The 17,669-nt window shown below is 28.1% G+C and carries 21 protein-coding genes; 17 read left to right on the plus strand and 4 right to left on the minus strand.

The genetic code is table 11. The annotated features are described in order from the left end of the window. Positions 1-42 precede the first annotated feature (42 nt). Both FDK22_RS06890 and FDK22_RS06895 read left to right on the plus strand, forming a co-directional pair. Positions 43-840 (plus strand): ABC transporter ATP-binding protein, encoded by a 798-nt coding sequence (locus tag FDK22_RS06890; RefSeq protein WP_138152169.1) that lies wholly within the window; start codon positions 43-45, stop codon positions 838-840. A gap of 16 nt (positions 841-856) precedes the next feature. Further along, positions 857-2,080: an EAL domain-containing protein gene (locus tag FDK22_RS06895; RefSeq protein WP_138152170.1), complete on the plus strand. Its 1,224-nt coding sequence runs from the start codon at positions 857-859 to the stop codon at positions 2,078-2,080. A 45-nt stretch (positions 2,081-2,125) separates the two neighbouring features. Here the strand turns inward: FDK22_RS06895 and FDK22_RS06900 are convergent, their stop codons facing one another. Together FDK22_RS06900 and FDK22_RS06905 are read right to left on the minus strand one after the other, a co-directional pair. Further along, on the minus strand, positions 2,126-3,097 hold the full coding sequence (locus FDK22_RS06900) for a hypothetical protein (protein WP_138152171.1): 972 nt from the start codon (positions 3,095-3,097) through the stop codon (positions 2,126-2,128). Between the two features lie 9 nt (positions 3,098-3,106). Then, complete coding sequence (locus FDK22_RS06905) at positions 3,107-3,688, minus strand: tetratricopeptide repeat protein (RefSeq protein WP_138152172.1); 582 nt, start codon at positions 3,686-3,688, stop codon at positions 3,107-3,109. Between the two features lie 116 nt (positions 3,689-3,804). On the opposite strand from FDK22_RS06905, the gene FDK22_RS06910 reads away from it, so the two are divergent. The 10 genes from FDK22_RS06910 (at position 3,805) to FDK22_RS15895 (ending at position 11,319) form a co-directional block, all read left to right on the plus strand. Beyond that, positions 3,805-5,109, plus strand: a complete 1,305-nt coding sequence (locus tag FDK22_RS06910) for a S41 family peptidase (protein WP_138152173.1) — start codon at positions 3,805-3,807, stop codon at positions 5,107-5,109. A gap of 14 nt (positions 5,110-5,123) precedes the next feature. Continuing rightward, positions 5,124-6,077: a phosphoribosylaminoimidazolesuccinocarboxamide synthase gene (locus FDK22_RS06915; RefSeq protein WP_138152174.1), complete on the plus strand. Its 954-nt coding sequence runs from the start codon at positions 5,124-5,126 to the stop codon at positions 6,075-6,077. 67 nt (positions 6,078-6,144) lie between these two features. After that, positions 6,145-6,390 (plus strand): phosphoribosylformylglycinamidine synthase subunit PurS, encoded by a 246-nt coding sequence (purS, locus tag FDK22_RS06920; RefSeq protein WP_138152175.1) that lies wholly within the window; start codon positions 6,145-6,147, stop codon positions 6,388-6,390. Positions 6,391-6,394: 4 nt separating this feature from the next. Further along, entirely contained in the window at positions 6,395-7,066 is a 672-nt protein-coding gene (gene purQ / locus FDK22_RS06925; RefSeq protein ID WP_138152176.1) for a phosphoribosylformylglycinamidine synthase I, read from the plus strand. Beyond that, entirely contained in the window at positions 7,066-8,214 is a 1,149-nt protein-coding gene (locus FDK22_RS06930; protein ID WP_138152177.1) for a hypothetical protein, read from the plus strand. The genes purQ and FDK22_RS06930 overlap by 1 nt, the downstream gene beginning before the upstream one ends. Then, positions 8,198-8,878 carry a lysophospholipid acyltransferase family protein gene (locus FDK22_RS06935; protein ID WP_138152178.1) on the plus strand — a complete coding sequence of 227 codons (681 nt, stop codon included), beginning with the start codon at positions 8,198-8,200 and terminating at the stop codon, positions 8,876-8,878. The genes FDK22_RS06930 and FDK22_RS06935 overlap by 17 nt, the downstream gene beginning before the upstream one ends. Next, positions 8,878-9,264, plus strand: a complete 387-nt coding sequence (crcB, locus tag FDK22_RS06940) for a fluoride efflux transporter CrcB (protein WP_138152179.1) — start codon at positions 8,878-8,880, stop codon at positions 9,262-9,264. Before FDK22_RS06935 ends, crcB begins: the two co-directional genes overlap by 1 nt. Positions 9,265-9,359: 95 nt before the next feature. Next, entirely contained in the window at positions 9,360-9,587 is a 228-nt protein-coding gene (gene tatA / locus FDK22_RS06945; RefSeq protein WP_138152180.1) for a twin-arginine translocase TatA/TatE family subunit, read from the plus strand. 14 nt (positions 9,588-9,601) lie between these two features. Then, positions 9,602-11,191, plus strand: coding sequence for an arginine--tRNA ligase (gene argS / locus FDK22_RS06950; RefSeq protein WP_138152181.1), 1,590 nt, complete (start codon positions 9,602-9,604; stop codon positions 11,189-11,191). Then, positions 11,191-11,319: a hypothetical protein gene (locus FDK22_RS15895; RefSeq protein WP_276309173.1), complete on the plus strand. Its 129-nt coding sequence runs from the start codon at positions 11,191-11,193 to the stop codon at positions 11,317-11,319. Before argS ends, FDK22_RS15895 begins: the two co-directional genes overlap by 1 nt. A 33-nt stretch (positions 11,320-11,352) precedes the next feature. Here the strand turns inward: FDK22_RS15895 and rsfS are convergent, their stop codons facing one another. Both rsfS and nadD read right to left on the minus strand, forming a co-directional pair. Beyond that, a complete protein-coding gene (gene rsfS / locus FDK22_RS06955; protein ID WP_138152182.1) occupies positions 11,353-11,676 on the minus strand; it encodes a ribosome silencing factor in 324 nt (107 codons plus the stop codon). Then, positions 11,673-12,224, minus strand: coding sequence for a nicotinate (nicotinamide) nucleotide adenylyltransferase (nadD, locus tag FDK22_RS06960; protein ID WP_138152183.1), 552 nt, complete (start codon positions 12,222-12,224; stop codon positions 11,673-11,675). The genes rsfS and nadD overlap by 4 nt, the downstream gene beginning before the upstream one ends. A 171-nt stretch (positions 12,225-12,395) precedes the next feature. On the opposite strand from nadD, the gene FDK22_RS06965 reads away from it, so the two are divergent. From FDK22_RS06965 to pheA, 5 genes are all read left to right on the plus strand, one after another. Beyond that, positions 12,396-13,592 (plus strand): phosphoglycerate kinase, encoded by a 1,197-nt coding sequence (locus tag FDK22_RS06965; RefSeq protein WP_138152184.1) that lies wholly within the window; start codon positions 12,396-12,398, stop codon positions 13,590-13,592. Between the two features lie 4 nt (positions 13,593-13,596). Next, the gene (locus FDK22_RS06970) at positions 13,597-14,307 is read left to right on the plus strand and encodes a triose-phosphate isomerase (RefSeq protein ID WP_138152185.1); all 711 of its coding nucleotides are present in this window, start codon (positions 13,597-13,599) and stop codon (positions 14,305-14,307) included. A gap of 2 nt (positions 14,308-14,309) precedes the next feature. Further along, positions 14,310-15,137, plus strand: coding sequence for an enoyl-ACP reductase FabI (gene fabI, locus FDK22_RS06975; RefSeq protein ID WP_138152186.1), 828 nt, complete (start codon positions 14,310-14,312; stop codon positions 15,135-15,137). A gap of 229 nt (positions 15,138-15,366) precedes the next feature. Continuing rightward, complete coding sequence (gene lysA, locus FDK22_RS06980; RefSeq protein ID WP_138152187.1) at positions 15,367-16,575, plus strand: diaminopimelate decarboxylase; 1,209 nt, start codon at positions 15,367-15,369, stop codon at positions 16,573-16,575. A 24-nt stretch (positions 16,576-16,599) separates the two neighbouring features. Continuing rightward, positions 16,600-17,667 carry a chorismate mutase gene (gene pheA / locus FDK22_RS06985; RefSeq protein WP_138152188.1) on the plus strand — a complete coding sequence of 356 codons (1,068 nt, stop codon included), beginning with the start codon at positions 16,600-16,602 and terminating at the stop codon, positions 17,665-17,667. Positions 17,668-17,669 lie beyond the last annotated feature (2 nt).

A 17,669-nucleotide genomic window follows, 5' to 3' on the forward strand; every position in this document is an offset into this window, starting at 1 on the left:
TATTGGTCCCTTAAAAATGGGATCATTTTTAAGGAATATATTATGAGTAAAAACAATTTTTTAGAATTAGAAAAAATAAGAAAATCATTCCCTTTACCAGGGGGAAAAGAGTATGTTGCCGTTGTTGATGTTGATTTAAATATCAAAAAAAATGAAATCATTTCAATCATTGGTCATAGTGGATGTGGTAAATCAACACTTCTTAATATGATTGCAGGTTTAGATATGCAAACTGAGGGAAATATAATCTTAAATAATAAAGAGATTAAAGGACCAGGACCAGAAAGAGCAGTTGTATTTCAAAACCACTCATTACTTCCTTGGTTAACTGTTTATCAAAATATTGAGATGGCAGTTAAAAAAGTGATGCCCGGATTATCCAAAACTCAATTAAAAGAAAGAGTAGAAAAATTTGTTTCTATGGTAAATCTTGACCATGCAAAAGATAAATATCCTGGCGAAATATCAGGTGGTATGAAACAAAGAGTTGGTATTGCTAGAGCACTATCAATTAAACCTCAAGTTTTATTAATGGATGAACCATTTGGTGCACTTGATTCTTTAACAAGGGCAAATTTACAAGAACATTTAATGAGAATTCAACAAAAAGTTCAAAATACTGTAATTATTATTACCCATGATATTGATGAAGCAGTTTTATTAAGTGATAGAGTAATTATGATGACAAATGGCCCAGAAGCTACTATTGGTGAGGTTTTAGAAGTAAACTTAGATAGACCAAGAGATAGAGTAGCTTTACAATCTGATCCTGAATATATTAGATGTAGAGAAGCAATATTAGATTTTTTATACAAAAAATTTGCAAAGGATGATGAATAAATTGTTATACTAGGGTATGAATTCACCATATATAACAGATAATAATTTAATAGAAAAAATATTAAGCAACAAGGCTGTTGAAATTCATCTTCAGCCTATTGTTTCAATTAGAACAAAATCAATTTTTGCTTATGAAAGTTTAACAAGATGTAGATTTGAAGGCAAAATGATTCCCCCTCAAATACTTTTTGAGTTAGCTAACAAAGCTAATTTAAGTAGTCAATTAGATGAAATGACAAGACAATTGGCAATTAAAAAGTTTCATACTTACTATAAAAAAAACAATAAAGAACTACTTTTTTTAAATGTTGAAGCAGACATAATAAATAACTTTGAGAAAGAAAAACTAGGCTTTATAGATTTAATAACAAAACTAAATATTCCTTTTAAAAATTTTATTTTAGAGATAAAAGAGGATGAGATAGAAAATATAGAAGCTTTAGAAAAATTTTGTAAATACTTTAAAGGTTTAGGTTTTGGGATTGCCCTTGATGATTTTGGTACAGGAAACTCTAATTTTTACAGATTAAATGTAATTAGTCCTGATATTATTAAGATTGACAAGTCTTTATTTACTGCGACATCTAAAAGAATTATAAATAAAGAGATAGTTAAATCAATATCAAAAATGAGTCAAAATTTAGGAATAAAAGTATTAGCAGAAGGTGTTGAAGATTTCAATTCAATCTCTATGGCAATGAAAGCAGGAATAAATTTATTTCAAGGGTATTATTTTTCAAAACCAAAGGATTCTTTTAACCATGAAGAGTTTTTGGAAATCATAACTTTAATTAACAAAACAGGTAATGAATTTAAAGATAAAGTATTAAATAGTATCAAAAAGAAAAGGGATACTATAGGGAAGTTTGATCAAATTGCAATTGATATGATTAATGGAAATAAATCCATTGAAGAAATACACCAGTATTTAAATAGAAATTTTAAATACTATAATGAAATTGAAGCAATTTATATTATTGATGTTTTAAGCTCAAAACAGATTAAAGATACAATTCTTGATGAATCTATAAGTGGAATGTATAATATAACTAGTGATGGTGATGAACACTATTTAAAAGAGTATTTTTATATAACAATGGAAACAAAAAAAGGGATTTATTTAAGTAATAGGTATGTTTCTTTTGCAACAGGAAATGTATGTAAAACCTTTGCAAAAAAGTTTGATTTAAATGGTGTAAGTTATATTTTGTGTTTGGATATTATAATAGAAAAAAACTAGAACATTTAAACCTTATAAAAAAGGTTTAAATGGTTTTTTGAGCATTTATTTTAAGATGATATACTCATCATCATAATAGATTGTGTCACCTAAAGCGATAACTTTTCTTTCATTATCAAATCCAAAATCATAAACTGCATCAGATTTAAAATCATCAGAGATATTGATTAAATATCCTTGAGATTCTAAAGCATAAAGTGAAGTTCCATATGCAAGAGCATAAACTTTTGCATATTTATATTTTTTTCTTTGGATGATATTTAATGAAATATCTGTTTTAATAATTTGTCCATCAATAGTTGCTATATATATGTAGCTACCATGTGCAATGATATCTCTTACATTATAATTTTTTAAGTTTAAAACTCCATCACCAACAGAGATAACTTTATTTGCTGTTGCTGCAACTAAAGTATCATTGATTACATCTAAAAATGTAATATTGTTAAATTGTCCATCAGGATCAACAACAATATTTTTTACAATTTTATTTGTAGAAGATACAACAATAATTCTACCATCTAATGTAGGGAATAAAACAATATTACTCATAAAATATGGATTTGCAATTCTTGTATCATTTACAAAAGAGTGGTTAAAATACTCTTTTAATAAAGTTTTATTTTCAGCTATATCTCTTAATTCTATTGAATTATCAGAATATAATAAAGCTAATTTATTATCTTTTAGTGATGCTGCAACAACAACTCCACTAACTTCAATCTCTTGTTTATCAATTAAAATTTTATCTTTGTAATTTGAAGAGATAACTTTATCATCACTGATATTTAAAAAATTATAACCTTCTGGAATTTTAAATTTTGATAAACCTCTTTTTGTAATTATTTCACCATTATCTAAAGTTGCCCCATCTTTGTTCATTGATGTAATTTGTGCGCTTAGATTTGCTTTTGTATTATCATAACTACCAATAGTATCTTCTGGTTCAAAATGCTCTTTTGTAGCACAACCTGCTAGGATAAATACTAAACTTACAAATAGTAATAGGTTTTTCATCTTTTTTCCTTATTTTGTTACTAAATAATGTTTTAAAACATTAACTAAATCATTAACTTTTGAATCCTCAGGAATTAACTGTAAAGTTGCTTTTGCATCTTTATATTTTCCTTCATTTGTTTGAATTAAGGCTTTATTAAAAATTGCAAACTCTTTTAAAAGAAAATCATTATTCATAGAAAGTGTATTTAATTGTTCAATATTTTTATTACTTAATGCTTTTTCATAAGCTGTTAATTCTTTTAAAAACTTAACTTGGATATCTGCACTAGTTCCCTCTTTTGATGCTTGGATAAATTTTGCAACTTGAAAAAGTTGTTCATTTTTTTCTTTTAATAAATCAAGTGCAGCTTTGTCATTAGGGTTTTCTAATACCTTATTAAAGGCAATATTAGCTTCTAGTTTAGTTTGCTTTTGAAAATAATTAGATACATAATATCCAATAGTTCCACCAACAATAATTACAACTGCCGCAATAATAATAAGTTTATATTTTTTGTAAAATCTTTCAATTTTTACAAAACCTTCTAAAAATTTTTCTTCACTACTTAACTCTTCTTTTACGAAATCAACATTGTCTTTTATGCTCATTTAAAACCTCTTCTAAAAATTAAGTGTAAATAATACAAAAAAATTTATAAAACCTTACTTTTATGTATTTTTGATATAATACAAACTCTTATAAATAATAAATATAAAGGTGAATAATGAAAAAGTTTTTTTTAGTAACTTCATTTTTACTAATTATCTCACAATCAATTATTGCAAAAGAACAAGTACAAGAGGACGAATCAAGTCAAACTAGATTTGAATCACTTTCAAAATTAACTCAAGTTATAGGAACTGTTGAAAAATATTATGTAGATGATATAAAGCTTGAAGAGATAGTAAATAAAGCACTAAAAGGTTTAATGCAAGAGCTTGATGCTCACTCAACTTATCTTGATAGAAAATCTTCAAAGGAGATGAGTATTCAAACACAAGGTGAGTTTGGTGGTTTAGGAATTACTGTTGGTATGAGAGATGCCGCTTTAACTGTTATTTCTCCAATTGATGATACTCCAGCTTATGAAGCGGGTGTTAAAGCAGGTGATATTATTTTAAAAATTGATGATAAATCAACTTTAAATATGACTTTGGATGAAGCGGTTTCTTTAATGAGAGGAAAACCTAAAACTCCAATTACTTTAACAGTTGTTAGAAAAGGTGAAAATAAACCAATTAAAATTGATATCATTAGAGATATTATAAAAATACAATCTGTTTTTGCTAAAACAATTGAGAATGAAGACTTATTATATTTAAGGGTTTCAAGCTTTGATAGAAAAGTAACTGAAAGCTTAAAAAAAGAGATTAAAAATAAACCAAATGCAAAAGGAATTATCTTAGATTTAAGAAATAATCCAGGGGGACTTTTAACTCAAGCTATTGGTGTAACAGATCTTTTTGTAAATAATGGAGTTATTGTTTCACAAAAAGGTAGAGATATTGGAGATGAAGAAAAATTTACAGCAAAAGCTATAAATACAGTTACTGATATCCCTTTAGTTGTTTTAGTTAATGGTGGTTCTGCATCAGCTTCAGAAATTGTATCGGGAGCTTTACAAGACCATAAAAGAGCAATTATCATTGGTGAAAAAACTTTTGGTAAAGGTTCTGTTCAAGCAATTTTACCAATTACACAAGATAGAAAAGAGAATATTAAATTAACTATTGCAAAATACTATCTACCAAGTGGAAGAACTATTCAGGCAACTGGAATTACTCCAGATGTAATTTCATATGCAGGTGAAGCTGTAAAAGAAAGTGATAGTGAATTTAAAATTAAAGAAGCTGATCTAAAAAAACATCTTGAAGAAGAGCTTGAAAAAGATAATGGTGGTAAAAAAGTTAAAAAAGAGAAAGAAAAGGTTTCTAGTAAAAAAGTTATATCTGCAGAAGATGTACTTAAAGATAATCAATTAAATACTGCAATTGGTATTTTAAAATCATTAATTATTGTTAATAAATAAAATCAGGAGAATAAATGAACATTAGTGATATTGTTGCACTTGGGCTTTGGCCAGAATCAAAAAAGACTACAACACAAAAAGGTATAAATGAACTTGAAGATTTAGGTTACAATTTATTTTATATTGGTAAAAATGCAGACCTATATACTTGTCCAGGTGATGAAGCAAAAGTATTATTAGTTAGAAGTGACAGATGTTCTGTTTTCGATATCCCTTTAAATCTTGAGATTGAGGGAAAAGGTGTTTCTCAAACAGCTATTTCAAATAATGGTGCAGCGTTTGCAAAAGAAGCAGGAATAAGAACAGCAATTTTAGATGAAAAAGTTGACCCATCTTTAGAGGTTGCACCAAGATGTCAATTTATGGAATTATGTAAACCATTAGAAGCTCAAATTGATGGAGATGTAGTTCAGTTTGAATTTATTTTTAGAAACTATTTAACAGGATCACTTTATGATGCATGTCAAAATGGTATTGATCCATATGGTTTAGAATTATCTTCAGATTTACCACAATGGCATAAATTTGAAACTCCAATTTTCACTCCAACAACAAAAGGGATTAAAGACGTACCTTTAAATTCTCAAGTTGTAAGGGAAAAATTTCCAGAGATTATTTCAAGTATGGAAAACCTATTTAAAAGTTTCACACAATATGCCCTTGATAATGGTATTGTGATTGTTGATACAAAATTTGAAATTTTCATAAATTCAAAAGGTGAGTGGGTTTTAGGTGATGAAGTATTAACACCTGAAAGTTCAAGATTTATTTCAAAAGAGGATTTTGATGCAGGAAATTATATCTCTATGGATAAACAAATCTTAAGAGATTTTGGTAAGGCACAAAACTGGAAAGAGCAAGCTAAAAGTTTAAAAGCTGGAGAAAAATTAGAAGTTAATGTACCACAAGAGATTAAAGATAAAATTTTAAGTGGATATACAACAATTTTAAATAGATTAAGCAAATAAATTGGCAAATAAAACTACTAAGGCAGTTTTAGATATAATCCCAAAAAAATTAAATTGAAGGTAATAAATGAAAGCAATTGTAAATGTAGCACTTAAGCAGGGAGTTTTAGACGACCAAGGTAAAGCAACTCATCATGCTTTAGATACTCTAGGATTTAAAGAAGTTGTAAAAGACGTAAGAATTGGTAAGCAAATTATTATGGAACTTAACTCTTCAAATGAAGAAGATGCTAGAGCTGAAGTTGTAAAAATGTGCGAAAAACTTTTGGCAAATACTGTTATTGAAGATTATGATATCGAAATTGTAGGTTAATATTATGAATGTTACTGTACTACAATTTCCAGGTACTAACTGTGAGTATGATACAAAATATGCTTTTGAAAAACTTGGATGTGAAGTAAAAATTTTATGGCATAAAGAAACAAAACTTCCAGAAGATACAGAACTTTTGGTTATCCCTGGTGGGTTCTCTTATGGAGATTATTTAAGATCAGGGGCAATCGCTAGATTTGCAAATATTATGGATTCAGTTCAAGAATATGCTGCAAAAGGTGGTAAAGTTTTAGGTATTTGTAATGGTTTCCAAATTCTTTTAGAAGCTGGATTATTACCTGGTGCTATGAAAAGAAATGATTCTTTACACTTTATTTCTAAATTTAACCATTTAAAAGTTATTAATAATGATAATATCTTTTTATCAAGATTAAAACTTGATGAAGTTGTTAATATCCCAGTTGCACACCATGATGGTAACTATTATATTGATGATGAAGGTTTAAAAGAACTTGAAGAAAATGGTCAAATTTTATTAAAATATTGTGATGAAAATGGTGAAGTTAAAAATCTTAATGGTTCAGTTTCTCAAATTGCAGGTATTTGTAATAAAGAGAAAAATGTATTTGGATTAATGCCACATCCAGAAAGAGCAATGGAAGACTTACTTGGTTGTGATGATGGTGTTATCATGCTAAAAGGGTTTTTAAAATAGTGAAAAGGCTAATTGCACTATTTTTAATATTTTTATCTACATTTGCTTTTGCAAATGAACTTACAAATGAAGAAGCTTCAGCTTTTGGTGATCAAACTCAACCAAAAGCTCAAAGCTATTCAAACACAACTTTTACAAAAAATCTATATTTATCATATTTAAATTATCCAAATCACGTTTTTAGAAATCAAAGATTTGTAGTTGAAATAAAAGCATTAATTACAAGAAAAAATTTTAATTCAATACAAACAGTTTTTTTAAATGGTAATGGAATTGCACCTTCTAATCCAAAAGAGATTTGGAAGAAATTAGAAACTGAAGATAATACATACACAAATAAATTTTATTTTAAAGCAAAAAATCCAAATTTTGTAATGCCTACAATTGAAGTTAGATTATATAATGGAAATCAATTAGTAGAGTCTAGACAAATCATGGGAAAAAATGTAGGTTTTTCTGATATTGCAAAAAGTGACGAAAGATTTACAAATGTAATCGCTTCACAATTGACATTAATTGGTACAAAAACAAAACAATATAATAATAAAGAAGCATTAACAATTATTGATATTAATGCTAAAAATTCAAACTTAGAAGATTTTAGTTTAAAAGGATTTGAAGAACAGGGAATTACAGTTTTTGAAGAAAACTTACCTGATCAACATATTATATATAATGTAACTATTCCTATTCATAAAAAAAATATTATTTTTAACTACTATAATACAACAAAAAATCAATTTGAAAAAATTGAAGTTCCTATTACTTTTGATGAAGAATTAGTTAGTACCCAAACTGATTTAAATCCAAATAATTCAAGTTTTGAATTTTATAAAAAAATTGCTATGGGTGTTTTATCACTTGTTTTATTGGTATTATTAATTTGGAAAAGAAAATATTATATCTTGATTCCTTTTTTAATTTCACTTGCAATTTTTATTTTATTCGCTATGCCAAATAAAACAATTACATTAAAAGAAAAAACAGTTATTTATATTCTTCCTACTAAAAACTCTACTATATTTCAAAAAGTAGAAAAAGAATCTACAGTTGAAGAGATGAAAAGAAAAAATGGTTTTATTAAAATTATGTTTGGTAGTGGAAATTATATTGGATGGGTAAAAGAAGAAGATGTTAGCACGAATTAGAGGTTTATTTGTATTAGTTCAGTTTTCTGTAACTGTAGCAATTGTAATTGCTGCAATGTATACGTTAAGAAACCATGTCCATAAAATTATTAAAATCTGGATGAAAGTTCAAATCTATTTATTAGGTATAAAACTAGAAGAGGTTGGAAAACTAGATGAATCATGTGATTTAGTCTTAATGAATCACCAAAGTTTATTAGATATTATTATTATGGAACATATTCACTCAAGACACTTAGCTTGGGTTGCAAAAAAAGAGATTACTGATTTACCATTCTTTGGACATATTATTAAGGGACCAAATATGATCTCAATTGACAGAGAAGATAAAGCTGGCATTATCCATTTAATAAAAGAAGTAAAAGACAGACTTGGGCGTGGAAGACCAATTGCAATGTTCCCTGAAGGAACAAGATCAACTGGAAAAAAAATGTTTGATTTTAAGCCAGGTGCAAGGTTAATTGGAAATAAATTTAATTTAAAAGTTCAACCTGTAATCATCATAAACACAAGGGCAATTTTAGATTCTAAAAAACTAACACAAACACCTGGTATTGTAAAGGTAATTTACTTAGACCCAATACAAGCAGATAAAAACACTGATTGGTTTGAGAAAACAGAACAAAATATGAAATCTGTATTTGAAAAAGAGATTAATAAGTAATGACTCTTTCTTGGCAAACAATATTAGCTATTGGTTTAGGTGGATTTTTAGGTGCAATTGCAAGGGCTTACTCTGTACACCTAAGTAATAAACTTATACCTTTGGAGTTTCCTTTAGGTGTATTAATTGTAAATATTTTAGGAAGTTTTATAATAGGTGTTTTATTTGCTATCTTTGCCCACTATACAATAAATGATTCCCTTAAAGCCTTTCTTACAACAGGATTTTTAGGGGCTTTAACCACTTATTCAACCTTTGCAATTGAGAGTTTCTTTTTATTACAAACTTCACTATTCCTTGGATTAACTAATATGTTCTTAAATCTATTTGGAACAGTACTTGCTGCTGCAAGTGGATATAAGTTACTTCACTTTTTTCTGAAATAGTATTCACATTAACTTAAAAAATTGACTTACGTCATTTCATTTAAGCTTCAAAAAGATATAATTATCACTAAAAATTAGATAAGAAGGATTTAAAAATGGGTATGCCAGGTGGTATGGAGTGGATATTAATTGCTCTAGTTGTATTACTATTATTTGGTGGAAAGAAAATTCCAGAATTAGCAAAAGGTTTAGGAAGTGGTATTAAAAACTTCAAAAAAGCTGTAAAAGATGATGAAGAAGTAGCTACAACTGAAAAAGCTGAAGAGATTGAAAAAAAAGCTGAGGCTAAAAAAGAAGAGCCTACTGAAAATAAAACTGTATAATATAAGAGACTAGATTGCAAAAATTAGTAAAAAATTATATTGAAGATATTTTAGAAAAAGAGGTAGTTTTAGAGAAACCTAAAGATATTACTTTAGGACACTTCGCAACACCAGTAGCTTTTTCTTTGGCTAAAGAATTAAGAAAATCACCTATGATTATAGCTGAAGAACTAGCTTCAAAGTTTGATGAATCAATTATTTTCGAAAAAGTTGAAGCTGTTAAAGGTTTCATTAACTTTAAACTTTCAAATGGATTTTTAGAACAACTTTCAAAAGAAGCATTACAACTTGGAAACGATTTTGGAAAATGTGAAAAAAGAGATCAATCAATACTTTTAGAATATGTAAGTGCTAATCCTACTGGACCACTTCATATAGGTCATGCAAGGGGAGCTGTTCTTGGTGATTCTATTGCTAGAGTTGGTAGACATTTAGGTTTTGATATTACAACTGAGTATTATGTAAATGATGCAGGTGCTCAAATGGATATGTTAGGTCTATCTATCTCTTTAGCAGGTCGTGATTTAATTTTAAAAGAAACTGTTGAATATCCTGAAAAGTATTATAGAGGTGATTATTTAGTTGATATTGCCCAACAAATCTTTGAGAAACATGGAGCAGAAATTTTCCATGATGAATCAAGATTTAGAGAAATGGCTGAGTTTGGAAAAGATATTGTAATGAATATTATAATTTCTGACCTAAAAGATGTAGGGATAGAATTTGATAACTTTGTTTCAGAAGCATCTTTATATGACGCATGGCTTGATACAAAAAAAGTTCTACTTGACAATGGTTCACTTTATGAAAAAGATGAAAAAATATTTTTAAAGTCAACTTTACATGGTGATGACAATGATAGAGTTGTAGTAAGAGAAAATGGAATACCAACATATCTTGCTGGAGATATAATTTATCATAAAAATAAGTTTGATAGAGCTTATGACCATTATATAAATATTTGGGGTGCAGATCACCACGGATATATAAAAAGAGTACATGCTGCAGTTGAGTTCTTAGGAAACGATTCTTCAAAACTTGAAATTTTACTTTCTCAAATGGTTCAATTACTTAAAGGTGGAGAACCTTATAAAATGAGTAAAAGAGCTGGTAATGTAATCCTAATGAGCGATATAGCTGAAGAGATTGGTTCAGATACGCTAAGATTTGTTTTCTTAACTAAAAAAAGTGATACTCACTTAGAGTTTGATTTAGATATGTTAAAAAATCAAGATAGTTCAAATCCAATTTTTTATATTAATTATGCATATGCTAGAATTAATCAAGTATTCAAAAAAAGTGAAAAAAGTTTTGAATCAGTATTAAATGAAAACTATGAAAATCTTAATCAAGATGGTTTAAATTTAGTATATGAGTCTTTATTAATGCCTTCAGTATTGGAAGAGGCATTTGCAAAAAGAGATATGCAAAAGATTACTGATTATCTTTATTCTCTTGCATCATCAGTACATAGATTTTACAATGAACATAAAATTGTTGGAAGTGATGATGAAAATAAATACTTAAAAGTTTTAAGTCTTTGTGCATTAACAATTAATGTAACATTAGGTTTATTAGGAATAAAAGCTAAAGAGGTGATGTAATGAAATGGTTTATAATTATACTTATAATTTTAATTGGTATTGCAATCTCAACGGGATATATGGGTGGAGCTAAAGATGCTGCATCAAACTATAATAAACTATTAACAGGAAAACCTGCTGCTAATTAATAAAAGGGATTATCCCTTTTATTATATAGATTTTTAGGCTTTAGCCTCAAGTTCACTTAAGAACTCTTCAATAGTATATTTTTCTCTATATTTTTCACTCATTAGATGAATAAAAATATCACCCATATCTATAATTGTCCAATTTTCATCATCATCAACTCTTAAAAACTCTTCACCTAAAGGTTTTAAATCATTTTTTAAATAGTTTAATAATGCAAATCCATGTTTTGGGTTTAATGTAGTAGCTATAACCACATAATCAACTATATATTCTTTGTTTGTTAAGTCAATAACTTCAATGTTTTCAGCTTTTTTATCATCTAAAATAGCTTTAATTGTCTCTAATCTTTTGTTCAAATTTTACCTTTTTCTTTCCAGATGTTTTTTACATCTTTTCTAATTTTTTTGGGAATATAATTTAATCTAAAAGTGTTTCTTAATTCAGTAGAACTAATTTTAATATCAACCTTTAGTTTTTTAACATTTCCATTGTTATTGTATTTTATTCCATCTCTAGTAACTACAACAAGGGTTACAAGTTTTTCAATCTCTTCAAAACTGTCCCATAAATGAAACGACTTATAATTGTCCGCACCTATAATTAAGTACAGTTTTTCAGGTTTATACTTTTTTAAAACAAATTTAATTGTTTCAATAGAATAAACTGGTCTTTTCATATCAATTTCAAAAGAAGAAACTTTAACAGATTCTTTTTTTGAAAAGAGTTTTTTTAGTAATTTAAATCTTGTTTTAGCATCCAAAAAAGATTTGACTTTAAGGGGATTTAAATATGCAGGGACAATAAGCAATAAATCTATATCTAACTTTTTTAAAGCTTTTTTTACAATGGTTTGGTGACCAATATGTGGAGGGTCAAAACTTCCACCAAAAATTGCTATATGCACCTATATATTACCTTTATACAATGATTAAATAATATTATAGCAATTTTTCGATAAAATATCCACGATTTTGTTAATTAAGTGGGGAATTGACTATAAATTTATAGTTATAACTTGGCTAGGTGTGTGAACAATTTTTAACACAAATTTAATACAGTTTAAAATGAGGGAAAAATGAAATTACAAGAGATTAAAAACATTGATATTGATGGGAAAAAAGTATTTATAAGATGTGACTTTAATGTACCTATGGATGAATATAATAATATTACAGACGATAGAAGAATAAAAAGTGCATTAAACACAATTAGATACTGTATTGATAGAGATTGTTCAATTATTTTGGCATCACACTTTGGTAGACCGTCTGAACCAGGAGAAGAGAAATATTCTTTAAAACCAGTTGCAAAAAGATTACACACTCTTTTAAAACAAGAGATAAAAATGGCAAAAAATGTAATTGGCGATGACACACTTGAAACTGCACAAAATCTTGAAGCAGGTGAGATTTTATTACTTGAAAACTTAAGATATGAGCAAGGTGAGAAAAAAAATGATGAAGAATTTGCTTCAAAACTAGCATCGATGGCTGATGTATATATCAATGATGCTTTTGGTGTTTCTCATAGAGCTCACGCATCTGTAGAGGCTATTACAAAATTCTTTGATATTAAACATAAAGCAGCAGGGTTTTTATTAGCAAAAGAGATTAAATTTTTCTATAAAATTATTGAAGAGCCAAAAAGACCATTTGTTTCTATTATTGGTGGGTCAAAGGTTTCTGGAAAGCTTGAAGTTTTACATAATCTAATTACAAAAGTTGATAAGATTTTAATTGGTGGAGGGATGGCGTTTACATTCTTAAAAGCCCAAGGTTATGAAGTAGGAAAATCATTAGTTGAAGATGATTTAATCCCTGATGCAAAAGAGATTATGCAAAAAGCACAAGAGTTAGGAGTTAAACTTTATCTACCTGTAGATATTGTTGCAGCTGAAGCTTTTGATGCAGATGCAATAGCTAAACATGTAACAGCTCAAGAGATTCCAAGTGAGTGGATGGGACTTGATATTGGACCAGCAACTGCTCAATTATTTAGATTTGCACTTTCAGATGCAAATACTATTTTATGGAATGGACCAATGGGTGTTTATGAAATGGAAAAATTTGCAAAGGGAAGTACTAGAATCTCTAATACTGTTGCTCAATCTTTTGCAACAACAGTTGTTGGTGGTGGAGATACAGCAGATTTAGTTAGAGTAACTGGAGATGAAGAGGATATGACATTTATCTCTACAGGTGGTGGAGCATCATTAGAGTTAATTGAAGGAAAAGTTTTACCTGGAGTTAAAGCTTTGGTTTTACAGGATTAATTCAATGAAAATAATTGCATCAAATTTTAAAACTAATCATACTAGAAAATCTACAGCATCTTTCATAGAAGAGATTAATGGTTTTTTAGAAGAAAATAAAATAGAAAATGAAGTTATAGTATTCCCAACTGCAACTTCATTAGATTCTTTTTCGACAGCTTCAAATTTAACTATTGGTGCACAAAATGCTTATGCAGTTGATAAAGGATCTTTTACAGGAGAAATTGGAACTGAACAATTAGATGAATTTGGAATAAAAACAATTTTAATTGGACACAGTGAAAGAAGACATATTTTAGGTGAATCTCAAGAGAATATTGCTAAAAAGTATGAGTTTTACAAAAGTAAAGGTTATAAAATTGTATATTGTATTGGAGAGCCTTTAGAGGTTAAACAAAGTGGTCTTGAAAAAACATTAGAGTATATTTATGAACAGTTTGTTGGTATTGACACAAATTATGAAAATTTAATCTTAGCTTATGAGCCAGTTTGGGCAATAGGTACTGGGGTTACAGCTACAACTGATGATATAATAAAAGTACATAGTGCAATAAAAGAAAAAATTGATAAACCATTACTATATGGTGGTTCAGTAAAAGTTGAAAATGTAAAAGAGATATGCTCTTTAGATGGTGTTGATGGTGCATTAATAGGTACTGCATCATGGAATGCTAATGACTTTAAACAAATTTTAGAAAATACAAAGGAATTATAAAGATGATTATGAAGGGTAAAAAAGGTGTTATTTTAGGTGTTGCAAATAATAAATCAATTGCATATGGTATAGCAAAAGCTTGTGCTGCTCAAGGAGCAGAAATTGCATTTACTTATTTAAATGATTCTCTTAAAAAAAGAGTTGTTCCAATTGCTGAAGAGTTTGGTAGTGCAGACTGTGTTTATCCATGTGATGTTTCAAAACCAGAAGAGATTAAAGCCTTAAAAGAATCTATTGAAAAAGATATGGGTAAAATTGATTTTATTGTACACTCAATTGCTTTTGCTCCAAAAGAGGGATTATCTGGAAGGTTTTATGATATTTCAAAAGAAGCATTTGATATTGCTATGGATATATCTGTTTATTCACTTATTGAAGTAGTAAGAGAATTAAAACCTTTATTATCAGAAAATTCATCTGTATTAACATTAACATATTATGGTGGAGCAAAATATATTCCAAACTACAACTTAATGGGAGTAGCAAAAGCTGCTTTAGAGATGACAACTAAATATTTAGCTGAGGATTTAGGGAAAGATGGAATTAGAGTAAATGCAATTAGTGCAGGACCAATTAAAACATTAGCTGCTGCAGGAATTGGTGATTTTAGGTTTATGTTAAAATGGAATGAAGCACACTCACCACTTAAAAAGAATGTTTCAATTGATGAAGTTGGAAATTCGGGTATGTATTTATTATCTGATTTAAGTTCGGCTGTTACAGGTGAGATTCATTATGTGGATTCAGGGTTTAATATCATGGGTATGCCAGCAGTTGAGTTCAACGAAGATGGAAGACCTACAATTGCTTGGAATGGTACGGATAAATAGTTATAAACTATAATCTTTTGTAGAACTTCTACGTTGTCAAAGAAAATTTAACTAGTCATTTACTTTAGTAAACTCCTAGATTAAATTTTCTTCTCCGTCTTGAATTTCAAACAAAATCTCACTATTTTTAACTATTTATTTGAAGTTAATTTATCAGTACAGATTAAAAGTTTTTGTTTAAAATTTATTGGAATTTTAAATTAAAATTTTAAATTGTTATAGGAAAAAAATGAGTATTAATTTTAAAGAATTAGCAGACAAATATCAAACACCATATTATGTATATGATTTTGATTATATTACAAATCAATATCAAGAGTTAAAAACTGCATTTAAAGCAAGAAAGTCTTTAATCGCATATGCTGTAAAAGCAAACTCAAATCTATCAGTTATAAAACATTTAGCATCTTTAGGTGCAGGGGCTGATTGTGTTTCTATTGGTGAAGTAAAAAGAGCATTAAAAGTTGGAATAGCTCCATATAAGATTATTTTTTCAGGTGTTGGTAAAATTGACTCTGAAATAAAAGAAGCATTAGAACTTGGTATTTTAATGATAAATGTTGAATCAGATGCAGAGTTACAAAGAGTAGAAACTATTGCAAAAGAACTTGATGTTGTTGCAAGAATCTCTATTAGGGTTAATCCTAATATTGACCCAAAAACACATCCATATATTTCAACAGGATTACATGAAAATAAATTTGGTGTAGATATTGATACAGCAAAAAGAATGTATATTCAATGTAAAAACTCAGATAATTTAGAACCAACTGGTATTCATTGCCATATTGGTTCACAATTAACTGAACTTCAACCAATTAAAGAATCAGTTCAAATTATTGCTGATTTAGTAAGAAATCTTTCTGCTCTTAAAATTGAGCTTTCTTTTATAGATGTTGGTGGGGGACTTGGAATTATTTATGATGATGAAAAGTTAATTGATACAAATGAATATGCACAAGCAATTTTAGAAACAATGTTTGGTCTTGATATTACAATTGTATGTGAACCAGGAAGGTTTTTAGTAGGGAATAGTGGTACTTTTGTAACTAAAGTTTTATATGAAAAAATAAATGGTGAAAAAAGATTTGTTATTGTTGATGGAGCTATGAATGATTTAATTAGACCAGCTTTATACAATGCCTACCATAAAATTGAAGTTTTAAATGATAATAAAGAGTTTAGCGATTGTAATTTAGTTGGTCCTGTTTGTGAAAGTGGAGATTTCTTTGCTAAAAATATTGAATTACCACAAACACAACATAATGATTTGGTTGCTATATATTCTGCAGGAGCTTATTGTTTTACAATGGCAAGCAATTATAATACTAGGGGAAAAGTTGCTGAAATTGCATATGAAAATGGTGAATATAGATTAATCAGAAAAAGAGAGACTTTTGAAGATATAATTGCTTTAGAAGAAGAGTTTATAAAATAATAAAAGCAATAAAAAGGTTGGGTTATGAGTGAGACTGGACTACAAGAATTAAGAGATAAGTTAGATTCAATTGATAATGAATTATTAAAACTTATAAATAAAAGAATGGAAGTTGTTCATCAAGTTGGAGCGTTAAAAGCACAAAGTGGGGGAGCAATATATAGACCTGAAAGGGAAAAAGCTATTATTGATAGACTTGAGTCATTAAATGATGGTAAACTAAATAGAACTGCAATTGAAGCACTTTTTTTAGAGATTTTTGCTATTTCTAGAAATTTAGAACTTCCAGAAAATATAGCATATTTAGGTCCTGAAGGAAGTTTTACTCATCAAGCAGCAGAGGGTAGATTTGGTGCAATGAGTTCATATTTGCCAATTGGCTCTATTAAAGGTGTATTTAGGGAAGTTAGTTCAAAAAAAGCAAAATTTGGAGTTATACCTATTGAAAACTCTTCAAATGGAATTGTAAGTGATACCATTAGTTGTCTTTCAAATTATGACCTTAAAATTATTGCTGAAGTGGTTCTAAATATTCACCATACTCTAGCAACAACATGTGATAAGGTTTCAGATATAAAAAGAATTTATTCTAAAGATATTGCCTTTGATCAATGTAGTAGATTTTTAGAGAATGTTGGACTTGATGAAGTTGAACATATACCTGTTGAGTCAACAACAAAAGCTGCAAAATTAGCTTTAAATGAAAAAGGAAGTGCAGCAATTTGTTCCCATGTTGGAGCAAAGATTTATAATCTTCCAATTTTATTTGAAAATATTGAAGATAAAGATAACAATAAAACAAGATTTTTTATTGTTAGTGATTTTGAAAATGGTAAAAGTGAACATGATAAAACATCAATATTAGTTAAATTACCAAATACTCCTGGTGCATTAGTTGAATTTCTAACAGATTTTGATAGAGCAGGAATAAACCTGACAAAAATCAAATCACACATTGTAGAGGGTGTTTCTATTTTCTTTATTGATTTCAATGGACATAAAGATGATGATAATGTAAAAACAATTTTTGATAAACATGGTGAATCTATAAAATTCTTAGGTTCATATGTTAAAGAAGTAGAGGATATTTAAAA

It is taken from the genome of Arcobacter arenosus (assembly GCF_005771535.1).
Classification (GTDB): Bacteria; Campylobacterota; Campylobacteria; order Campylobacterales; family Arcobacteraceae; genus Halarcobacter; species Halarcobacter arenosus.